This window comes from Streptococcus sp. sy018 (assembly GCF_007859185.1).
Taxonomy (GTDB): Bacteria; Bacillota; Bacilli; order Lactobacillales; family Streptococcaceae; genus Streptococcus.
Genome location: NZ_VOHN01000001.1, coordinates 269,620 through 289,540 on the forward strand (window position 1 = coordinate 269,620; position 19,921 = coordinate 289,540).

The 19,921-nt window shown below is 36.7% G+C and carries 18 protein-coding genes; 17 read left to right on the forward strand and 1 reads right to left on the reverse strand.

Annotation, left to right across the window (positions count from 1 at the left end):
• Positions 1 to 9: 9 nt before the first annotated feature.
• The 3 genes from holA (at position 10) to rpsU (ending at position 2,067) form a co-directional block, all read left to right on the forward strand.
• On the forward strand, positions 10 to 1,044 hold the full coding sequence (gene holA, locus FRX52_RS01335) for a DNA polymerase III subunit delta (RefSeq protein ID WP_146538223.1): 1,035 nt from the start codon (positions 10 to 12) through the stop codon (positions 1,042 to 1,044).
• Positions 1,045 to 1,119: 75 nt separating this feature from the next.
• Entirely contained in the window at positions 1,120 to 1,728 is a 609-nt protein-coding gene (locus FRX52_RS01340; RefSeq protein WP_146495187.1) for a superoxide dismutase, read from the forward strand.
• A 162-nt stretch (positions 1,729 to 1,890) separates the two neighbouring features.
• Positions 1,891 to 2,067: a 30S ribosomal protein S21 gene (gene rpsU, locus FRX52_RS01345; RefSeq protein WP_000048058.1), complete on the forward strand. Its 177-nt coding sequence runs from the start codon at positions 1,891 to 1,893 to the stop codon at positions 2,065 to 2,067.
• 102 nt (positions 2,068 to 2,169) lie between these two features.
• Here the strand turns inward: rpsU and mscL are convergent, their stop codons facing one another.
• Positions 2,170 to 2,523 (reverse strand): large conductance mechanosensitive channel protein MscL, encoded by a 354-nt coding sequence (gene mscL / locus FRX52_RS01350; RefSeq protein WP_146495189.1) that lies wholly within the window; start codon positions 2,521 to 2,523, stop codon positions 2,170 to 2,172.
• A gap of 158 nt (positions 2,524 to 2,681) precedes the next feature.
• Between mscL and dnaG the strand changes: the two genes are divergently transcribed.
• The 14 genes from dnaG (at position 2,682) to FRX52_RS01420 (ending at position 19,884) form a co-directional block, all read left to right on the forward strand.
• The gene (gene dnaG / locus FRX52_RS01355) at positions 2,682 to 4,457 is read left to right on the forward strand and encodes a DNA primase (RefSeq protein ID WP_261378941.1); all 1,776 of its coding nucleotides are present in this window, start codon (positions 2,682 to 2,684) and stop codon (positions 4,455 to 4,457) included.
• Positions 4,454 to 5,563: an RNA polymerase sigma factor RpoD gene (gene rpoD, locus FRX52_RS01360; protein ID WP_146460258.1), complete on the forward strand. Its 1,110-nt coding sequence runs from the start codon at positions 4,454 to 4,456 to the stop codon at positions 5,561 to 5,563. Before dnaG ends, rpoD begins: the two co-directional genes overlap by 4 nt.
• Before the next feature lie 41 nt (positions 5,564 to 5,604).
• Positions 5,605 to 5,937 carry a metal-sulfur cluster assembly factor gene (locus tag FRX52_RS01365; protein ID WP_146495191.1) on the forward strand — a complete coding sequence of 111 codons (333 nt, stop codon included), beginning with the start codon at positions 5,605 to 5,607 and terminating at the stop codon, positions 5,935 to 5,937.
• 6 nt (positions 5,938 to 5,943) lie between these two features.
• On the forward strand, positions 5,944 to 6,870 hold the full coding sequence (locus FRX52_RS01370) for a glycosyltransferase family 2 protein (protein WP_146538224.1): 927 nt from the start codon (positions 5,944 to 5,946) through the stop codon (positions 6,868 to 6,870).
• 52 nt (positions 6,871 to 6,922) lie between these two features.
• Positions 6,923 to 7,774: a dTDP-4-dehydrorhamnose reductase gene (rfbD, locus tag FRX52_RS01375; protein ID WP_146538225.1), complete on the forward strand. Its 852-nt coding sequence runs from the start codon at positions 6,923 to 6,925 to the stop codon at positions 7,772 to 7,774.
• A 100-nt stretch (positions 7,775 to 7,874) separates the two neighbouring features.
• Positions 7,875 to 9,032, forward strand: coding sequence for a beta 1-4 rhamnosyltransferase Cps2T (cps2T, locus tag FRX52_RS01380; RefSeq protein ID WP_146538226.1), 1,158 nt, complete (start codon positions 7,875 to 7,877; stop codon positions 9,030 to 9,032).
• A complete protein-coding gene (locus FRX52_RS01385) occupies positions 9,022 to 9,954 on the forward strand; it encodes a glycosyltransferase family 2 protein (protein ID WP_146538227.1) in 933 nt (310 codons plus the stop codon). The genes cps2T and FRX52_RS01385 overlap by 11 nt, the downstream gene beginning before the upstream one ends.
• Positions 9,954 to 10,754, forward strand: a complete 801-nt coding sequence (locus tag FRX52_RS01390) for an ABC transporter permease (RefSeq protein WP_146495201.1) — start codon at positions 9,954 to 9,956, stop codon at positions 10,752 to 10,754. Before FRX52_RS01385 ends, FRX52_RS01390 begins: the two co-directional genes overlap by 1 nt.
• Entirely contained in the window at positions 10,754 to 11,977 is a 1,224-nt protein-coding gene (locus tag FRX52_RS01395; protein ID WP_146538228.1) for an ABC transporter ATP-binding protein, read from the forward strand. Before FRX52_RS01390 ends, FRX52_RS01395 begins: the two co-directional genes overlap by 1 nt.
• A gap of 12 nt (positions 11,978 to 11,989) precedes the next feature.
• Entirely contained in the window at positions 11,990 to 13,396 is a 1,407-nt protein-coding gene (locus FRX52_RS01400) for a glycosyltransferase (protein ID WP_146538229.1), read from the forward strand.
• A complete protein-coding gene (locus FRX52_RS01405; protein WP_146538230.1) occupies positions 13,396 to 15,150 on the forward strand; it encodes a rhamnan synthesis F family protein in 1,755 nt (584 codons plus the stop codon). Before FRX52_RS01400 ends, FRX52_RS01405 begins: the two co-directional genes overlap by 1 nt.
• Positions 15,147 to 17,573: an LTA synthase family protein gene (locus tag FRX52_RS01410; RefSeq protein WP_146538231.1), complete on the forward strand. Its 2,427-nt coding sequence runs from the start codon at positions 15,147 to 15,149 to the stop codon at positions 17,571 to 17,573. The genes FRX52_RS01405 and FRX52_RS01410 overlap by 4 nt, the downstream gene beginning before the upstream one ends.
• A 9-nt stretch (positions 17,574 to 17,582) precedes the next feature.
• Positions 17,583 to 18,515, forward strand: coding sequence for a glycosyltransferase family 2 protein (locus tag FRX52_RS01415; RefSeq protein ID WP_146538232.1), 933 nt, complete (start codon positions 17,583 to 17,585; stop codon positions 18,513 to 18,515).
• Entirely contained in the window at positions 18,499 to 19,884 is a 1,386-nt protein-coding gene (locus FRX52_RS01420; protein ID WP_186603310.1) for a DUF2142 domain-containing protein, read from the forward strand. The genes FRX52_RS01415 and FRX52_RS01420 overlap by 17 nt, the downstream gene beginning before the upstream one ends.
• The last annotated feature ends 37 nt before the right edge of the window (positions 19,885 to 19,921 follow it).

Here is a 19,921-nt window from a genome sequence, read left to right on the forward strand (position 1 = left end):
ATGAACCCTATGATAATATTGGACAAGATAAAAAAACTCAAAGCAAGTCAGTTGCCACCCATTTTAGTTTTAGCTGGTGATGATTTGGGACAATACCAAGAGTGCAAGGCAGCCTTACTTGCCAGTATTGGCTTTGAGGCGAGTGATTTGACCTATTCTTATTTTGATTTGGAGGAAACAAGTTTTGAGCAAGCAGCCTTAGATTTGGAAAGCCTTCCCTTTTTTGCTGATGAGAAAATTGTTATTTTTGACAATTTTTTTGACATGACGACCAATAAGAAAAATATTTTGACAGATATGGAAATGAAACAGTTTGAGTCGTATTTGGCTAATCCAGTTGTAAGCACACGTTTGATTATTTGCTGTGTAGGAAAGTTGGATGGTAAACGTCGCTTGGTCAAATTACTTAAACGTGACGGTTTGGTATTTGAAGCAGAAAGTCTAAAAGAGCCTGAATTAAGAGCCTATATCGATAGAGAAGCTCAAGCTTTAGGTTTAACTTTTACTTCAGGAGCATTAGAACAGTTACTATTAAAATCGAATTTTGATTTTAGTACGAGTCTGAAAAATCTACTTTTTCTAAAAACATATAAGGGGAAGGAAAAGATTACCTCAACGGATGTCAATGACTTATTACCAAAGAGTTTACAAGATAATATTTTTGATTTAACCCAGTTTGTCTTACAGGCCAAATTATTGTCAGCGCGTGAATTAGCTCATGATTTAACCTTGCAAGGTGAAGATGTGATTAAGTTGATTGCAGTTATGTTAGGGCAAATTCGTTTTTTTGCTCAACTTAAAACGTTACAATCGATGGGGAAAGCAGAAAATCAGTTGATTTCAGACTTGTCAGATTATTTGGGGCGAAAGGTCAATCCTTATCAAATCAAATTTGCTTTGCGCGATATGAGGCACTATTCGTTAGACTTTTTACAAGAAAGCATGAAAATTTTGATTGAAACGGATTATCAGATTAAGCAAGGACGCTATGAAAAAGATTATTTGTTTGATTTGGCCCTTTTGAAGATCAGTCAACTCAAGTAAGTTAAAATACTTGTCAGATGGGAAAATTTTCGGTAGTATGAAAGAGTAAATCAGAAAAGAAAAGAGGACTAATACATGGCGATTATTTTACCAGATCTTCCTTATGCTTACGATGCTTTGGAGCCTTATATTGATGCAGAAACAATGACCTTACACCATGACAAGCATCATGCGACTTATGTAGCCAATGTTAATGCAGCACTTGAAAAATACCCGGAAATTGGTGAAGACCTAGAAACTTTACTAGCAGACGTTAAGAGTATTCCGGCTGATATTCGTCAAGCAGTCATCAACAATGGTGGTGGTCATTTGAATCATGCTTTGTTTTGGGACTTGTTAACTTTAGAGAAAACAAGTCCGTCAGCTGAGTTACAAGCAGATATTGAAGCGACATTTGGCTCGTTTGACGCCTTTAAAGAAGCTTTCACAACAGCGGCAACAACTCGTTTTGGTTCGGGTTGGGCATGGCTTGTAGTTAATGCTGAAGGCAAATTGGAAATCATGTCAACAGGTAATCAGGATAATCCAGTTATGGAAGGCAAACAAGCTATTCTTGGTTTGGATGTTTGGGAGCATGCTTACTACCTTAGCTACCGTAATGTTCGTCCAAACTATATTAAAGCCTTCTTTGATATAATCAATTGGACAAAGGTTAATGAACTCTACGAAGCAGCTAAGGCTTAAAATCATAATTTGTTAAAAGAGCTAATTTTGATTAGCTCTTTTTGCTTAACAGTGAGAGAAATATAAGAAATTAGATAGAAAATGGTTGACAAAAGATGAAAAATTAGCTATCCTATTAAGGAACGTGAAAATGTTACATTGAAATTGAGGGGAGTGAAACACATGTCAAAAACAGTTGTACGCAAGAATGAATCGCTTGACGATGCTCTTCGTCGTTTCAAACGTTCTGTTACTAAAGCTGGTACACTTCAAGAATCACGTAAGCGTGAATTCTACGAAAAACCTTCTGTAAAACGTAAACGTAAATCAGAAGCGGCTCGTAAACGTAAAAAATTCTAATTGAGATTAGCTAAAAGACAGGGGATTCCTGTCTTTTTGTTTTATATACTGGTAAAAGAAAAAACCCAGAAAAACTGGGAGTTTTGAATCAGTTAAACTTGATTATTTTTTAGCAAGCAAGTCACGGATTTCAGCAAGAAGTTCTTCTTGACTTGGACCAGCTGGCGCTTCTTCTGCAGGAGCTTTCATGGCTTTGTTAGCAGCCTTAACGATGAAGAACATGACTGTACCAACAATAAGGAAGTTAACCACTGCATTGATGAATTTACCGATTGCGATAGAGCCAAGCATGATTCCTGAGAAATCTGGTTGACCAATAATCATACCAATGATTGGTGTGATGATGTCAGCTACCAAAGATGTCACAATAGCGCTAAATGCAGCACCGATAATCACAGCGACAGCCAAATCAACAATATTTCCTTTGAACAAAAAATCTTTAAGTTCTTTTAACATACTGATTGCAAATCTCCTTTCTTTTAACATTCTTATTTATTATACAAGAAATTGGTAGAGTGTGCAAGCCCTATGTTTGTTTTATTTTACAAGTTTTTTGCTCTATGCTATAATGAGAAGTAAAATGAAAATAAGCTAGGGTGGGGGAGGTGTTTTTAATGAATAAGGCGATGATTGAAGAGGTTAAAAGTCGAGTCAATATTGTAGAAGTTATTGGCGAAGTGGTTAATCTTTCTCGTTCTGGTCGTCATTATTTGGGAAATTGTCCATTTCATAAAGAAAAAACACCGTCCTTTAGTGTTTTGGAAGACCGACAATTTTACCACTGTTTTGGTTGTGGAAAATCTGGTGACGTTTTTCGTTTTTTAGAAGACTATCGTCAAATTACTTTTATGGAAAGTGTTCAAGTTTTAGCAGAACGTGTTGGTATCACGACAACTGTTACAGCACAAACACCCAAACTTCGAGCTAACCCCCAGCAAAAATTTTATGACCTTCATGAAGAAGCGGTTAATTTTTATCATGCGATTTTAATGACAACCAAAGAAGGACAGGCAGCCAAACAATACCTTTATCAACGTGGTTTGACTGATGAGTTGTTGACTTACTTTAAGATTGGCTTGTCTCCTGAAGCGAGTGATTATCTTTATCAAACGGTTGCTGAGAAGTATGAAGAAAAGATAATTTTTCAATCAGGTTTGTTTCAGTTAACAGAGCGAAATCGGGTTTTTGATAGCTTTAGAAATCGGATTATGTTTCCTTTAACCAATGATAAGGGACAGACGATTGGTTTTTCTGGTCGGATTTGGCAAGCAGAACAGGCAGGAGAAGCCAAGTATAAAAACACTCGAGCGACAGCTATTTTCAATAAATCCTACGAACTTTATCATCTTGATCGAGCTAAGGCGGTGGCTAAAAAGCAAGATGAAATCTATGTCATGGAAGGGTTTATGGATGTCATTGCAGCTTATCGTGCGGGTTTGGTGAATAGTGTGGCGTCTATGGGAACAGCTTTGACAGCAGAGCATGCTAAACATCTAAAATCTTATGCAAAAAAGATTATTTTGACCTATGATGGTGATCAGGCAGGTCAAGAAGCAGTGGCTAAGGCCCTACCAATCTTAGAAGGTTTTAAGGTAGAAATTGTTCATTTACCTGAGCAGATGGATCCAGATGAGTTTGTTCAAAAAAATTCACCTGAAGATTTAGCTAAATTGTTAACGCAGAATCGAATTAGTCAGATGGAGTTTTTAATTCATCATTACTTACCTGACAATATTGATAATTTACAAGCTCAAATTACCTATGTTGAGCGTTTAGCTAGGCTTTTGGCTAAAGAGCAGTCCATTACAGCACAAACAACCTATATTCACAAAATGGTGGAGCTTCTACCGGATTTTAATTATGAACAGGTAGAACAGGCAGTCAATCAAGAGCGGTGGCGCTATCGAAAATCTCAAGGTAAATCGACTAGCAATGACATAGCTACCTTTGTTGAACTGCCTAAGAGCCGACAACTATCTCCCTTAATTCGAGCAGAAATGCAATTATTTCATCGCTTATTGCATCATGATTATCTATTACAAGATTTTCGTTATCATGAGGGATACTTATTTCAAACTAAAGAAATTCAACACTTGTATGATATTCTCTTGGCTGAGGGTGAATTGGATCGTTTGCGTTTAGAACAATTAGGGCAAGCAGAACAAGACATGTATTATTATATTTTAGAGCAAGAGTTGCCAGTAGCTCCTAGTGAGGAAGAATTAAGCCAGTTGGAAAAACGTTTGCATTATTACCGTCAACAAAAAGAGGTGAAAAAGCAGGAAGAACGGATTCGTCAGGCTAATCGTTATGGTAATCAAGAACAGGCAATTTTGGATTTAGAAGCCATGATTGCCCAACGACGACAAATGGAAAAAGAGGACTTATGACAGAAACAAAAGAAATCACAACTTTTAATGTGCAGGTGGCAGAGTTTATTCGTCATCATAAAAAAGCTGGTATGGCTGTTGATGATGAGATTACGGATAAATTGGTCATTCCTTTTGCTTTAAATGCGGATCAAATTGATGACTTGTTAGAGCGTTTGACAGATGGCGGTATTGCGATTACAGATAAGCAAGGTAACCCTTCGACTAAGTACGTCATAGAAGAAGTTGAACCAGAAGAATTAACAGACGAAGAGCTTTTGGGGAGTAATTCCGCTAAGGTTAATGATCCTGTTAGAATGTATTTGAAGGAAATCGGGGTTGTGCCTCTTTTGACGAATGAAGAGGAAAAAGAATTGGCTGTGGCAGTTGCTGCAGGTGATTTGTATGCCAAACAACGTCTAGCCGAGGCCAATCTACGCTTGGTTGTTTCAATTGCCAAACGCTATGTTGGTCGTGGCATGCAGTTTTTGGATTTAATCCAAGAAGGTAACATGGGCTTAATGAAAGCTGTGGATAAATTTGATTATGAAAAAGGCTTTAAGTTTTCAACCTATGCGACTTGGTGGATTCGTCAAGCCATTACGCGTGCCATTGCCGATCAAGCTCGTACCATTCGGATTCCTGTTCATATGGTTGAAACCATCAATAAGTTGGTTCGTGAACAACGTAATCTTCTACAGGAATTGGGGCAAGATCCAACGCCGGAGCAGATTGCAGAACGTATGGATATGGCACCAGATAAGGTTCGTGAGATTTTAAAAATTGCTCAAGAACCTGTATCTCTTGAAACCCCAATTGGTGAAGAAGACGATAGTCATTTGGGTGATTTCATTGAAGATGAAGTGATTGAAAATCCTGAAGATTACACAACACGAGTTGTCTTGCGTGAACAACTAGATGAAATTTTAGATACCCTAACTGATCGTGAAGAAAATGTCTTGCGTTTGCGTTTCGGGCTTGATGATGGGAAAATGCGTACTCTTGAAGATGTCGGCAAGGTCTTTAATGTCACGCGTGAACGTATTCGTCAAATTGAAGCCAAGGCCTTACGTAAATTACGCCATCCAAGTCGTAGCAAGCAATTACGCGATTTTATGGAAGACTAATCAGTTAATTAGTGCTATCATCAATAAATTAAGGGAGAAAAATGTCAGCAAGATATACGGAAGAAGAAATTCTTCACATCAAAGATCGAATTTTAGAGCAATTAGAATTGGTCTTAGATCCAGAATTAGGAATTGATATTGTTAATCTAGGTTTAATTTATGATATTCGTTTTGAACAAAATGGTGAAACAGAAATTGACATGACCCTGACGACCATGGGATGTCCCTTGGCTGATTTGATTACTGACCAGATTTATGATGTGATGAAGGAAATTCCAGAAGTCACAAAGACAGAGGTAAAATTAGTCTGGACACCAGCTTGGTCAACTGAAAAATTGAGTCGCTATGCTCGCATTGCGTTAGGAATAAGGTAGGATGAGATGAAACGTTTATCATTAGTGGTGCCTTGTTATAATGAAGAGGCAACGATTAGAACATTTCTCTCAGCCACTCAATTGGTTGAGAAAAAAATGGAAAAAGAATTGGCTTTTGATTATATTTTCATCAACGATGGCTCAAAAGATCAGACTTTAGATGTTCTGCGTGATGTGTCTAGTCAATTTGACAATGTTCATTATCTATCTTTTTCACGAAATTTCGGCAAAGAAGCAGCTCTCTTGGCAGGTCTTGAAGCAGCAACTGGTGATTTAATTACGGTCATGGATGTGGATTTACAAGATCCGCCTGAACTATTGGTAGAGATGTATCAAAAAATCCAAGAAGGTTATGATGTGGTTGGTACTAGACGGGCAGATAGAAAGGGTGAACCACCTATTCGCTCTTTCTTTGCACGTTCTTTCTACTTTTTAATCAATAAAATTTCAGATACTGAAATGGTAGATGGGGCTCGTGATTTTCGTCTGATGACAAGACAAGTCGTCGATAGTATCCTTTCTTTGAGTGAGGTCAATCGTTTTTCTAAGGGGCTATTTTCTTGGGTCGGTTTTAAGGTAACCTATGTCAGTTATGAAAATAGGGAACGTGTAGCGGGTGAAACCTCTTGGAATTTTTGGAGTCTTTTCAAATATTCCTTGGATGGTTTTATCAACTTTTCAGAAGCCCCACTTAATTTCTCAATGTGGACAGGAACCTTATTTTTCTTGACCTCGATTTTAGGGATTTTATTTGTAGTGATTCGCAAGCTAACCATTGGTGGTAGTGTGACTGGCTGGGCTAGTTTGGTTTCCATTATTTTATTTATTGGTGGTTTACAGTTACTTAGTCTAGGGATTATTGGTAAGTATATTGCCAAGATTTTCCTTGAAACTAAAAAACGACCTGTCTATATTATTAAAGAAAAAGGATGAAAATATCCTTTTTTTAGTGTAGAATAGAAAAAAAGAGCTAAAGGAGAACATCATGATTTTAGTAACAGGTAGTAAGGGGCAATTAGGGACAGAGCTTTGTCATCTTTTGGACGAACGTCAAGAAGAGTATGTAGCGGTTGATGTGGCTGAAATGGATATTCTTGACGCAGAAAAAGTCGAAGCAGTATTTGCCCAAGTCAAACCAACGTTGGTCTATCATTGTGCAGCTTACACGGCAGTTGATGCAGCAGAAGATGAAGGAAAAGAACTTAATTATGCCATTAACGTGACGGGTACTGAAAATGTGGCTAAGGCTTGTGCCAAATTTAAGGCAACGCTAGTTTATATTTCTACGGATTATGTGTTTGATGGAGAAAAGCCAGTTGGTCAAGAATGGTTGGAAACAGATCAACCAAATCCTCAAACGGAGTACGGTCGTACCAAGCGTTTGGGTGAAGAGCTTGTTGAAAAGTATTTGGCTGATTACTACATTATCCGTACGGCTTGGGTATTTGGTCAGTATGGTAAAAACTTTGTCTTTACCATGCAGTCTTTGGCAGACAAACATCCGGAATTAACAGTGGTCAATGACCAACATGGACGTCCAACATGGACACGTACTCTGGCGGAATTTATGACATATTTAGCAGAAAATCGCAAGGCTTATGGATATTATCATTTGTCAAATGATGCTAAGGAAGACACGACTTGGTATGATTTTGCTTGTGAGATTCTAAAAGATCATGATGTCAAGGTATCCCCTGTCGATTCTAGTCAATTTCCAGCTAAGGCTAAGCGACCGTTTAATTCGACGCTTAATCTTGATAAAGCTAAGGCGACAGGATTTGTGATTCCAAGTTGGCAAGATGCACTCAAGGAGTTTTATCGTCAAGAGCTTAAATAATTAGTGATGTTAGCTAGGGCTTAGGCTCTAGCTTTTTAGGTTTGAATCAAGATAAAATATGATATAATAGACTATGATTGTAATGAAAAAGAGGTGAGCCATGCAAGATGTTTTTGTGATTGGAAGTCGGGGTTTGCCAGCCCAGTATGGTGGCTTTGAAACTTTTGTGGAAGAATTAGTCAAACATCAACAAACTTCGATGATTCGTTACCATGTGGCTTGTCTAACAGATGATAAAACAGGGCATCATTTTATGTACGAAGGAGCAGACTGTTTCACCATCAAGATTCCCAAGTTTTTAGGGCCAGCTCGAGTGATTGCCTATGACCTTAAAGCGATTGCCTATGCCCTGGATATGATTAAAGAACAAGCAATCAAAAATCCTATTTTTTATATATTGGGAAATACCATAGGAGGAATGATAGGCCCTGTTGCACACCAGATAAAAAAAGTAGGTGGTCAGCTCTATGTTAATCCAGATGGCTTGGAGTGGAAACGTTCCAAATGGTCTAAGCCTATTCAAGCCTATTTAAAGCATGCTGAAAAAAAGATGACCCAGGCGGCAGATTTGGTCATTTGTGACAATAAGGGAATTGAAAGTTATATCAAGCAAGCATATCCTTGGGCTAAAACGACATTTATTGCTTATGGAACAGATTTGTCAGCAAGTTCTTTAAGGCAGGACAGTCAAGTAGTTAGAGATTTTTTTGACAACTGGTCTTGTCAGGAGAAGGCGTATTATCTGATTGTGGGGCGCTTTGTGCCAGAAAATAACTATGCCCACATGATAAAGGCTTTTATGAAGAGCAAGAGTCAGCGTGATCTCTTGATTGTTTGCAATCATGAAGAAAATCCTTATTTTGAGGGTTTGCGACAAGAAACAGGCTTTGATAAGGATAGAAGAATTAAGTTTGTCGGTACAGTTTATGACCGAGAATTGTTGACTTATCTTCGTCAAGAAGCCTTTGCCTATTTACATGGGCATGAAGTGGGTGGGACCAATCCAGGTTTGTTAGAGGCTCTCGCCCACACCAATCGCAACCTGGTTTTAGATGTGGATTTTAATCGCCAAGTGGCTCAAGATACGGTTTTGTATTGGAAAAAAGATGATGATAGCTTGACAGACTTAGTTGAGGTTTACGATAAAGGGTTTGACTTTTCTGAATTAGGGCAAAAAGCTAAGCGGTTGATGAGGGAATCTTACACTTGGGAAAGGATTGTTGAACAGTATGAGGAGTTGTTTTTAGATGAAGGTTAATATTCTTCTTGCCAGCTATAATGGTCAATCTTTCATTGGTCAACAGATTGAGAGTATTCAACAACAGTCCTTTACCGATTGGACGTTATGGATTCGCGATGATGGTTCAACGGATAAAACCCTTGATGTTGTCAAATCTTATATGGCAGAAGATGAACGTATTCGTCTGTTGCCAAACCCTAATCAAAAAAATCTAGGTGTTATTAAGAGTTTTCATCGGTTGCTAAAACAGGAACAGGCGGATTATTATTTTTTTAGTGACCAAGATGATGTCTGGTTGCCAGAAAAATTATCACTTTGTCTAGAAAAAGCACAAGAATTTGCCAAGGAGTGTCCTTTACTTATTTATACAGACTTGTCTGTGGTAGATGAACAGTTAAATGTCTTATATCCTAGCATGATAAAGACACAATCTCATCATGCCAACACCAGTTTGCGACAAGAACTGACTGAAAATACGGTCACAGGTGGCACCATAATGATCAATCATGCCTTGGCTCAGAATTGGACGGAAACAGAAAATTTGCTCATGCATGATTGGTATTTGGCTCTGCTAGCTGCTGCTTTAGGACAGTTAGTCTATCTAGATACGCCGACTGAACTGTATCGTCAGCATAGTGATAATGTTTTAGGAGCTAGAACTTGGTCTAAGCGGATGAGAAATTGGTTACAACCTCATAAGTTGGTTACTAAATATTGGTGGTTAATTACAGCTAGTCAAAAACAAGCTGCTCTGCTTTTGGATAAAGACTTATCTCAACCCAATCGTGACTTAATTGAAACGTATGTTGGGTTGCTAGACAAACCGTTGGTAGAACGCATTGGTTTGTTGAAAAAATATCAATTTGCTAAGAACAGGTGGTTTCATACCTTTATTTTTAGGATGTTAATCGTTACAAAATTTGCTTACAGGAGAAAATAATGGATTTCTTTAAAAAAGAAAATCGAATTTTATTAAAAGAATTGGTCAAAACTGATTTTAAGCTACGTTATCAAGGGAGCGTGATTGGCTACCTTTGGTCAATTCTAAAACCAGTCATGCTTTTCGCTATTATGTATGTGGTTTTTATTCATTTTTTGAGATTTGGTCAAGATGTGCCACATTTTGCCGTAGCGCTTCTTCTAGGTATGGTGACTTGGTCTTTCTTTTCTGAAGCAACGAACATGGGGATGATGTCTATTGTTAGTCGTGGTGATTTGTTGAGAAAGTTAAATTTTTCAAAAAGTATCATTGTCTTATCCTCAGTTGTAGGAGCCTTGATTAACTACGGTATTAACCTTTTAGTTGTCATGCTTTTTGCCTTAATTAACGGTGTTGAGTTCACATGGCCTGCCATGTTATCTATTTTTTTAGTGGTTGAAGTGGCGCTCTTGGCTATGGGAATTGCTCTCTTTTTATCAGCTCTTTTCGTTAAATTTCGTGACATTGGTCCAGTATGGGAAGTCTTGATGCAAGCAGGTATGTATGCGACACCAATTATTTACCCGCTTAGTCAAATTTCAAATACCAGTATGCTGGCAGCCAAGATTGTCATGCTCAATCCCATGGCTCAAATTATCCAAGATTTACGCTATCTACTAATCAATCCAGCCAATACAACCGTTTGGCAGATTGTCAGACTTCCTTATTCTTTAATTCCTTACCTTTTACCAGTGGCTATTTTTGCTTTTGGTTTTTGGTATTTTAATAAACATGCTAAAACATTCGCGGAGATTCTTTAATGACAGCTAAGCAAATTGCAGTAAAAGTAGAGCAGGTTAGTAAGTTTTTCAAACTTCCAACAGAAAGTACCCATAGTTTGCGAACCAGTCTGGTTAATCGTTTCAAGGGGATTAAGGGCTACAAGGAATACCATGTTCTTAAAGACATTAGCTTTGAGGTAGAAAAGGGTGATTTTTTTGGAATTGTTGGACGCAATGGATCAGGAAAATCAACCCTACTCAAAATCATTTCACAGATTTACACACCAGAAAAGGGACAAGTAACGATTGATGGGAAATTGGTGTCCTTTATCGAGTTGGGGGTTGGGTTTAATCCTGAATTGACTGGGCGCGAAAATGTTTATATGAATGGTGCCATGTTAGGTTTTACCACAGAAGAAGTCGATGCCATGTATGATGACATTGTTGATTTTGCTGAGTTGCGAGAATTTATGAATCAAAAGCTGAAAAACTATTCAAGTGGTATGCAGGTTCGTCTGGCATTTTCAGTAGCCATCAAGGCCCAAGGTGACATTCTCATTCTAGATGAAGTTTTAGCCGTAGGTGACGAGGCCTTTCAGCGTAAATGTAATGATTATTTCTTGGAACGAAAAGCAAGTGGCAAGACAACCATTTTAGTGACCCATGACATGGGAGCAGTAAAAAAATACTGTAATAAGGCTATTTTGATTGAAGATGGTTTGATCAAGGTTAATGGAGAACCAGATGATGTAGCCAACCAATATAGTTTTGACAATGCTGTACAAACTGAAGTGGTGGAAACCAGTGAAGAAGAAACGGAATCAATAGAAGAGATTTTACAAGTCGATAATCTCAAGGTTAAACTGTTGTCCCAAGCTCAAATGACACCAAAAGATAAGATTATCTTTGAAATTTCCTATGATGTACTGACCGATATTGATACCCACATTGTTTTTTCCCTAACCGATATTGATCGTCAGATTTGGATTTATAATGACAATGCTTGGGATATACCGACCAAGGGAACGGGGCATAAGTCTTATCGTTATACTTGTGACATTCCCAATATTAACGATATTAAGTTGAAATTACAGGTTACCATACTTGGTCCGTCTAAGGAAATGTTGGCATTTGCTAATGCTAGTAATGCACCGATTATTATGATTAATCGTGATGATATTGCCCTAGATGATTTATCTGCTTTGGATTCTGCTTCTGGTATTATTCAACGCAACGGTTCGTGGGAAATCTTGTCAGAATAGTTGAGGAAAGTTATGAAAACATCACCTACCCTAGTTTCGATTATTTGTACCGTTTACAATAAAGCCCAGTGGTTAGAACAGACCATTGATAGTTTTTTAGGTCAAAAAGAAGTTGATTATGAAATTCTTCTGGTTGATGATTGTTCAACTGATGGGTCAAGAGTGATTATTGAGTCCTATGCGAAAAAATACCCTGAGCTGATTCGTGCCTTTTATCATGAAGAGAATCAAGGGATTAACCAAACTTGGATTTCGATTTGTCAAGAAGCTAAGGGGGATTACATTGCTCGTTGTGATGGAGATGATTATTGGATTGATGACTTAAAATTGGCCAAACAAGTTCAATTACTTGAACATCAAGCAGCTAAGTGGTGTGGAACGGATATTAACTACATTGATGAGAATGGTCGTATCTTAGCTCAAAGTGTTTTTGAACAAGGAGTGGTCGATTTGGCAGACACTTATGAAAAAATGCTGGTCACCCGTGGTTTTACAGCGCCGTCTAGTTGGTTGGTCGAAACCCAAGTTATGCAACAAGCTAATCAAATGTTACTAGAGGACAAAGACACAGCAGATGATACCTTTAATCTACAACTAGATTTGTTCAATCTGACTGAGTTTATCTTTTTGCCAGAAGTGACCGTGGCTTATCGTGTCAATCAAGGCTCAGAATCACGACCCCAATCTTTCAAGTCATTAAATCAACGTTTTGATCGCCTATTACAAACACAATACTATTATTTAGATAAGTACCCTAAGCGAGATACGGTGGCTATGTTGAAATTACTGCTAGACAGGCATAATGAGTTCAGTTTGGCCTTGGCTCAAAAAGACTATCCAGTGTCTCATCTAAGTACTCAAGAAATCAGCATTAGTTATATAAAAAAGGAAGCATCTGATGCTAATCAGATTTTGTCCGCCACGATGTCCTATCAGGATACCTTGACCTTTACCTTGCCAGATGATGCTATCACTTTACGAATCGATTTATCTAAACTACCTAGTTTTTATCGTTATATTCGTGTTATTGATGATAGCTATCAAACAGAACTACTACCTAATTTTACAAATGGTGTTAGATTTCAAGAAACTTATTTTTTCAATCAGGGGGATGCCTATCTTTATTATGATGTAGGTCATTTACCACAAAAGCAGTTCAGCCTATCTTATCAGATGTATAATGTCGATGATGTGGCTGAAGATGACTACATTGTCAAATTACTTAGTTCAGACTTGTTGACTTATCAAGAGCTTAAACAAAATTTAGATAACAGTCAACGTCAGCTACTTATGTTGGAATCAGAAAAACAGTATTATAAAAAAGAGTTGGAGCAAATGGTTGTTCGTTATAATTCTGTCGTTCATTCTCGTCGTTGGCGTATTCCAACCAAGCTGATTAACTTTTTTAGGAGAAAATAATGAAGCGTTTGCTTTTATATGTGCATTTTAATAAATACAATCGTGTTAGCCCACATGTTTACTATCAATTAAATCAGCTTCGTCCGTTGTTTTCTAAGATTCTATTCATTTCTAATAGTCAAATTCAAGAAATGGATTATCAACAGTTAGTGAATCAAAGATTGATGGATGAGTTTATTCAGCGAGAAAATCAAGGGTTTGATTTTGCGGCTTGGCGTGATGGTATGCTGAAACTAGGGTTTGATCATCTGACGATGTATGATAATGTGACCATTATGAACGATACTTGTTTTGGTCCTTTATGGGATTTGAAAGATTATTATCTTAAATATGAAGCAGTTTCTGAAATTGATTTTTGGGGCATGACTAACAATCGTAAGACCAAGGATTTTGCAGAACATATTCAAAGTTATTTTATCAGTTTTAAGCAAACCGTCGTTGAATCGTCAGTATTTCGTAATTTTTGGTCTTCTATTAAGGATTTTACAGATGTTGCAGATGTTATCAGTCATTATGAAACACAAGTAACCACGACCTTATTAAAGGCTGGCTTCAATTATCAGACCGTTTTTGATACGGTGGAAGAAGATACGACTGGTATGTTGCACCCTGATTTTTCATACTATCATCCGACAGCTATTTTGAACAATCGTGTGCCCTTTATTAAGGTTAAAGCCATTGATGCCAATCAGCATATCAGTCCCTATTTGCTAGAAGAAATTGAGCGAACAACAAGCTATCCTGTTGAACTAATTGTGACACACATGTCTGATGTTGGTTTACCAGACAGTAGCTATTTGTTGGGTCGTAAATATCTTGAGCTAACAGATGTACAAGAACCTATTCCTGAACATCAAAAAGTAGCAGTTCACCTTCATGTCTTTTATGTTGATTTATTGGCTGAATTTTTAGAAGCCTTTAAGCAATTTAGCTTTTCTTATGATTTGTTTATCACGACAGACCAGGTAGAAAAACAAGAAGACATAAAACAAGTGTTAGCGGCATTTAATCAAAAAGCTGAGATTATAGTGACTGGTAATATTGGCCGTGATGTGTTGCCGATGTTAAAATTAAAAGAGCAACTATCTGCTTATGATTATGTTGGACATTTTCATACTAAAAAATCAAAAGAAGCTGATTTTTGGGCAGGACAATCTTGGCGTCAGGAATTGATTGAGATGCTCATCAAACCAGCCAATCAAATATTAGCTCAACTAAGCAAGGAAAATATCGGTTTGGTGATTGCCGATATTCCTAGTTTTTTCCGTTATAATAAGATTGTGGATGCTTGGAATGAGCACTTAATTGCTCCTGAAATGAACGACCTATGGCAAAAAATGGGGATGAAAAAGACTATTGATTTTCAAGCCATGCAGACCTTTGTGATGAGTTATGGGACGTTTGTGTGGTTCAAGTATGACGCTTTGAAGCCACTGTTTGATTTGGATTTGACGGATGCAGATGTGCCAGCTGAACCCCTACCACAAAATTCTATTCTCCATGCGATTGAGCGATTGCTAGTCTATATTGCTTGGAATCAACATTATGATTTCAGAATTGCAGCCAACCCAATCCGTCTGAGTCCTTTTATTGATAATAAATTACTTAATGAACGTCAAGGGAGTGCTCCAAGTACTTATGTTGATTTTACCTATATGGGTGGGATAAAAGGTGCTTTAAAATATATTGTGATTGGGCCTGCACGCGCTATTAAGTATATTATCAAGCGACTAATGGGAAAGTGGTCATTATGAAACAGGGCTTAAAATCTATAGATTGGCTATTTGCTTTACATGGATTGATTATTTTATTATTGAGTATTTATTTCAATCTTCAACTAATCAATCTGTCAATCTTAGCCAACAATACGGCCTCAGACCTTGTTGGGATTAAAAATTTTAGTTACCTCTTGTTCTATATTTCAGGTCTAGGTTTGGTACTTTATTTACCCAAACTGTTGACGTGGTCATTTTTTAAAAGATTAAGCACGGTTTATTTGATCTATCTCTTCTTGTCCTATTTTTTGAGGTTGACTCGCCAACTCAATAACAAGGACTTTATTGTTGGAGCGTTTCAAAAAAATCAATTTTGGCAAGGGAATTTTCTCCTACCACTGTTTTTTATGATTCTATTGGCCTTTTTTCTTCATCGCTTACTTGTTGCCTATGATAAACAGGAATGGTTGCCAGATTATACTGGTCATGAGGAACTTCTTTTCTATCTTTTGAGCGCTTCCTTCTTGTTACAAGATAGTCAATATCGTGCTAGTCTTTTGTTGCCTTTGCGCCCATTGTTTGCTTCAGATGAATTAGCTAGTTATCATTTAGGCTTATTAGTACAAGTTACCAGTTCTTTATTATGTTTTGCTGCCTTGATTTTCATCTTTTCTAAAGCTTGGCAGGGATTACGCATGGCTTTGGCAACCCCTTATCTAGCTGTAGTTTCTAGTGCTTTTTTTGCCTTATTCTTTAATTATACCTTTCAGCTTGGTGTCAAAAAATCAGAGAGTATTGCTAATTATTATGTTTTGCCTGGAGCGATCAGTTTTCAATTACTTATACTTTTTGCTTTAGCTTTACTGGTTTATTTTATGACCAATCGCTACTTGATAGGAAGTCTTCTGATTTTTGGCTTGGGTAGCAGTCTATCGTTAGTCAATTACCTAAAAGAATTCATGCGTAGTGAACCACTCTTGTTAATTGACTTTGTTTGGTTACGTCAATTAGGATTACTGATTGGTTTTGTTAGTCCAAGCGTAATTTGGTTGAGTCTATTCTTTCTTATTGGTCTTGGTTTTATTTATTCTTATGTTAGAAGGCGTCTGGTTTCCCCTCCAATTTTTTCTTGGTTACAACGATTTTTTGGGAGTCTCTTCGTTTTAGTTAGTCTTGTAGCTGTGGTTTATGGCAATGCTAGTTACCTTAACCCATTACCTAGTTTGGCTAAATTAGATAAGGTTTTAAATATTAACTGGTTAGGATTTTCAAGTAATGCTCGCTATAAATCACTGGCTTATGTATGGACTAAACAGTTGACGACACCGATTATGGAAAAACCAAGTCAATATAATCAGGCTAAAATAGAAGAATTAGTAAAAAAATATAGTCAACTAGCCAAAGATATCAATCGAGAAAGAACAGAAAAAATTGACCAACAAACTGTTATCTATCTATTGAGTGAGAGTTTAGCCAATCCGGAACGTTTAGATGGCATTGATTTATCAGCTAGTGTATTGCCTAATATTGATGCCATTAAAGAAGAAACAACATCTGGCTTGATGTCATCAGATGGTTATGGTGGTGGCACTGCAAATATGGAGTTTCAGTCTTTGACAGGTCTTCCTTTACCCAATTTTTCGTCATCAGTTTCCGTCCTTTATACTGAAGTTGTGCCTAAAATGAAGGTATTTCCTTCGATTAGCGATCTTTATCAAAAACAAAATAAAGTGGTGATTCATCCAGAAAATAGGCTTAATTATAGTCGTCATCTTATCTATCAGCAGTTAGGCTTTGGCAAACAAGTCTTTACTAATAGCACGAAGGACAAGTTGCTTGATGTTAATCGTGCGGGTGTCAATATCAGTGATCAAACGGTTTATGATAATATTTTGGCACGTTTGGATACAAAAACCAGTCAATTTTTCTCTGTCATTACCATGCAAAATCATGTCCCTTGGTCAGCTAGCACACCAGAAGAAGTCATGGCGACAGGACAAAATTTTTCTGCAAAAGAAAATGCTAATCTAACCAGTTATGCTCGTTTATTAGCACAGACAGATGAAGCCACCATTGCTTTTTTAGAAGCCCTTCAAGAAATTGACAAGCCGATAACCGTTGTTTTTTATGGGGACCATTTGCCAAGTTTATATCCAGAACAAGTGTTTAGTGAGCAAGCAGATAGCAAGTATCAAACCGATTATTTTATTTGGAACAACCAAGAAAATCAACAATTAGAGTACCCACTTATTCGCTCGAATGATTTTCCAGCAGCCTTGTTAGCTCATACTAATGCCAAGGTTTCCCCTTATTATGCTTTATTGACCCAATTGCTTAACCGTGAGGAGTTGAGTGAAAAAGAATTAGAAGAAGTGGAAGCTGACCTGAAACTATTGCAGTATGATATGACTATAGGTAAGGCTTATATTAAAGCAAGACCAAGTTTTTTTGAAATTAAATAAGGAGAGAAAATGCAAGAAAAAATTGCTGTTTTGTTGCCAGCCTATAATGAAGAAGTAACCATTCAAAAGGTTATTTCTGATTTCCAAAAGGTATTGCCGCAAGCGACCATTTATGTTTATGACAATAACTCTAAGGACAAGACCAACCAATTAGCTAAAGCGTCCGGAGCAGTGGTTCGTTTTGAACCTCGTCAAGGTAAGGGAAATGTGGTGCGTTCGATGTTTCGTGAAATTGACGCGGATTACTACATCATGGTTGATGCGGATGACACTTATCCAGCAGATGAGGTCAACAAGTTGTTAGATCCTTTGCGACAAGGGCAAGCTGATATGACCATTGGTGATCGCTTATCCAATGGGAGCTATGCCAAGGAAAACAAACGTGGCTTCCATGATTTTGGCAATAATTTGGTTAAGGGGTTGATTAACCGACTTTATCAAGGAAATTACGAAGATATTATGACTGGCTATCGTGGCTTTAATCGTTTGTTTGTCAAAACCTTTCCAGTCTTGTCGCCAGGCTTTGAAATTGAAACAGAATTGTCAATTCATGCCTTGGATAAACGCTTTAAGTTGGTTGAAGTGCCAATCACCTATCAAGACCGTCCAGAAGGAAGTGAATCCAAGTTAAGCACGTTTTCCGATGGTTTTAAGGTATTACGCACTATCTTTAACCTGTTCAAAGATTACAAGCCTTTACTTTTCTTTAGTCTTTTATCTCTTATCTTTGTCATTTTGGGCTTATTGGTAGGTCTGCCTGTCATTAGCGAATTTACTCGGACAGGCTTGATTGCTAAATTCCCATCAGCCATTTTAGCAACTGGTTTGATGATTTTTGCAGGACTCTTCTTTATTTCAGGAGTTATTTTAGATACCGTTGTTCGTCAAAATCGCATGCATTATGAATTGAAAGTGTATGAGTACTATGAAAAGAATAGATAAGTTAAGCAATTATTTGAATCCAGCTAGTGTTTTTATCAGCTTAGCGATAATATTTGGTATCTTATTTCTATTTATCTTTCCACCTATGACTGCTCCTGATGAAATAGGACATTTTTCTAAAGCTTATGCTTTTGCAGAGGGGAAAGTTATCCCATCATATAATAGCGAAATAGAAGGAAATCAATTTAAAAGTTGGAATAAATTAGGATTTTATCAACCAAAATCAATTATAGATTTAAATACAAATTCAATAGAAGTTGATTATAACCCAGATAGCACTTATGATTATTCTTTACTTAAATTAGATAATTATACTAATCAAAACAAAGTATTTATTCCTTTAGGTGGACAGGTTAGTTATTCTTTTATTCAATATATTCCTCAAATTTTAGGGATTGGTATTGCTAAAAAATTTACCACCTCTATCTTGAGCATATACTTTTTAGCAAAATTATTTAATTTTATTGCTTATATTATTGTGATCGTATTAGCAATAAAAATAACAAAATTTGCAAAATGGGGCTTCGCTTTGTTAGGATTAAATCCATTATTATTGGAGTTGGCAACTTCAACTAGTGGTGATGCTTTTACAGACGCGATAAGTTTTTTATTTGTTGCTTTGTTGTCTAAGCTAATATTTGAAAATCATTTAAATAAAAAGATACTGTACATATCATTTGTAGTCATGATTGCTTTAGTTCAAATGAAACCTACTTTAATTGTATTTGGTTTATTATTTTTCTTGATTCCCAATCAACACTTTAGTGTTTTAAATAAGTTAAAATGGGGCAGTATTGTGTTTGCTGTATCAATTATTAGTTATTATATGTGGGGGAAGTTATTTCCAAATCAAGATTTTTTGTATCAGGATTTTGGACAACCGAGTAAGCAGTTAAGTTATATTTTACAGGATCCTTTTAGCTTTGTATTAGTTATCAAAAACACATTAATTAAACATTATAGATTTTTAATTCATTCATCGGCAGGGCAGTTTGCTTTATTAAATCGTAATATACCATTTGATTTGGTTAAGTTATATTATGGCTTGCTTTTCTTATCTTTGTTTATTCCAAACAAGAGGAAGATGGGTCTATCGCTAGCAAACAGAGTAATTATTTTGATATTTTTTATTACTTATGTATTGTTATCGTTTTTAGCTTTGTATCAAATCTGGACGCCAGTAGGATCGGATGTTATCTTTGGTTTACAAGGAAGATATTTTATTCCTATTAGTTCAGCCGTTTTATTGGCTTTTGTACCAAATAAAACAATGAAAAAAGATTATCTATCAGGGTTTTTACTTATTGGTATTTTAATAATATTACTTTATACCAGTACTATGTTATTAAAATCTTATGGTATTTTATAAAAAACAAAAACCTTCTTCTAGTATATCTAGAAGAAGG

Excerpts from the sequence above, each read along its gene's own strand:
- rfbD (WP_146538225.1), top strand. The coding sequence starts at position 6,923 with ATGATTTTAGTAACAGGTAGTAAGGGGCAATTAGGGACAGAGCTTTGT.
- FRX52_RS01400 (WP_146538229.1), top strand. The coding sequence starts at position 11,990 with ATGAAAACATCACCTACCCTAGTTTCGATTATTTGTACCGTTTACAAT.
- FRX52_RS01415 (WP_146538232.1), top strand. The coding sequence starts at position 17,583 with ATGCAAGAAAAAATTGCTGTTTTGTTGCCAGCCTATAATGAAGAAGTA.
- holA (WP_146538223.1), top strand. The coding sequence starts at position 10 with ATGATAATATTGGACAAGATAAAAAAACTCAAAGCAAGTCAGTTGCCA.
- FRX52_RS01395 (WP_146538228.1), top strand. The coding sequence starts at position 10,754 with ATGACAGCTAAGCAAATTGCAGTAAAAGTAGAGCAGGTTAGTAAGTTT.
- dnaG (WP_261378941.1), top strand. The coding sequence starts at position 2,682 with ATGAATAAGGCGATGATTGAAGAGGTTAAAAGTCGAGTCAATATTGTA.
- FRX52_RS01365 (WP_146495191.1), top strand. The coding sequence starts at position 5,605 with ATGTCAGCAAGATATACGGAAGAAGAAATTCTTCACATCAAAGATCGA.
- rpoD (WP_146460258.1), top strand. The coding sequence starts at position 4,454 with ATGACAGAAACAAAAGAAATCACAACTTTTAATGTGCAGGTGGCAGAG.
- rpsU (WP_000048058.1), top strand. The coding sequence starts at position 1,891 with ATGTCAAAAACAGTTGTACGCAAGAATGAATCGCTTGACGATGCTCTT.
- FRX52_RS01370 (WP_146538224.1), top strand. The coding sequence starts at position 5,944 with ATGAAACGTTTATCATTAGTGGTGCCTTGTTATAATGAAGAGGCAACG.
- FRX52_RS01390 (WP_146495201.1), top strand. The coding sequence starts at position 9,954 with ATGGATTTCTTTAAAAAAGAAAATCGAATTTTATTAAAAGAATTGGTC.
- FRX52_RS01385 (WP_146538227.1), top strand. The coding sequence starts at position 9,022 with ATGAAGGTTAATATTCTTCTTGCCAGCTATAATGGTCAATCTTTCATT.
- FRX52_RS01340 (WP_146495187.1), top strand. The coding sequence starts at position 1,120 with ATGGCGATTATTTTACCAGATCTTCCTTATGCTTACGATGCTTTGGAG.
- mscL (WP_146495189.1), bottom strand. The coding sequence starts at position 2,523 with ATGTTAAAAGAACTTAAAGATTTTTTGTTCAAAGGAAATATTGTTGAT.
- FRX52_RS01420 (WP_186603310.1), top strand. The coding sequence starts at position 18,499 with ATGAAAAGAATAGATAAGTTAAGCAATTATTTGAATCCAGCTAGTGTT.
- FRX52_RS01410 (WP_146538231.1), top strand. The coding sequence starts at position 15,147 with ATGAAACAGGGCTTAAAATCTATAGATTGGCTATTTGCTTTACATGGA.
- cps2T (WP_146538226.1), top strand. The coding sequence starts at position 7,875 with ATGCAAGATGTTTTTGTGATTGGAAGTCGGGGTTTGCCAGCCCAGTAT.
- FRX52_RS01405 (WP_146538230.1), top strand. The coding sequence starts at position 13,396 with ATGAAGCGTTTGCTTTTATATGTGCATTTTAATAAATACAATCGTGTT.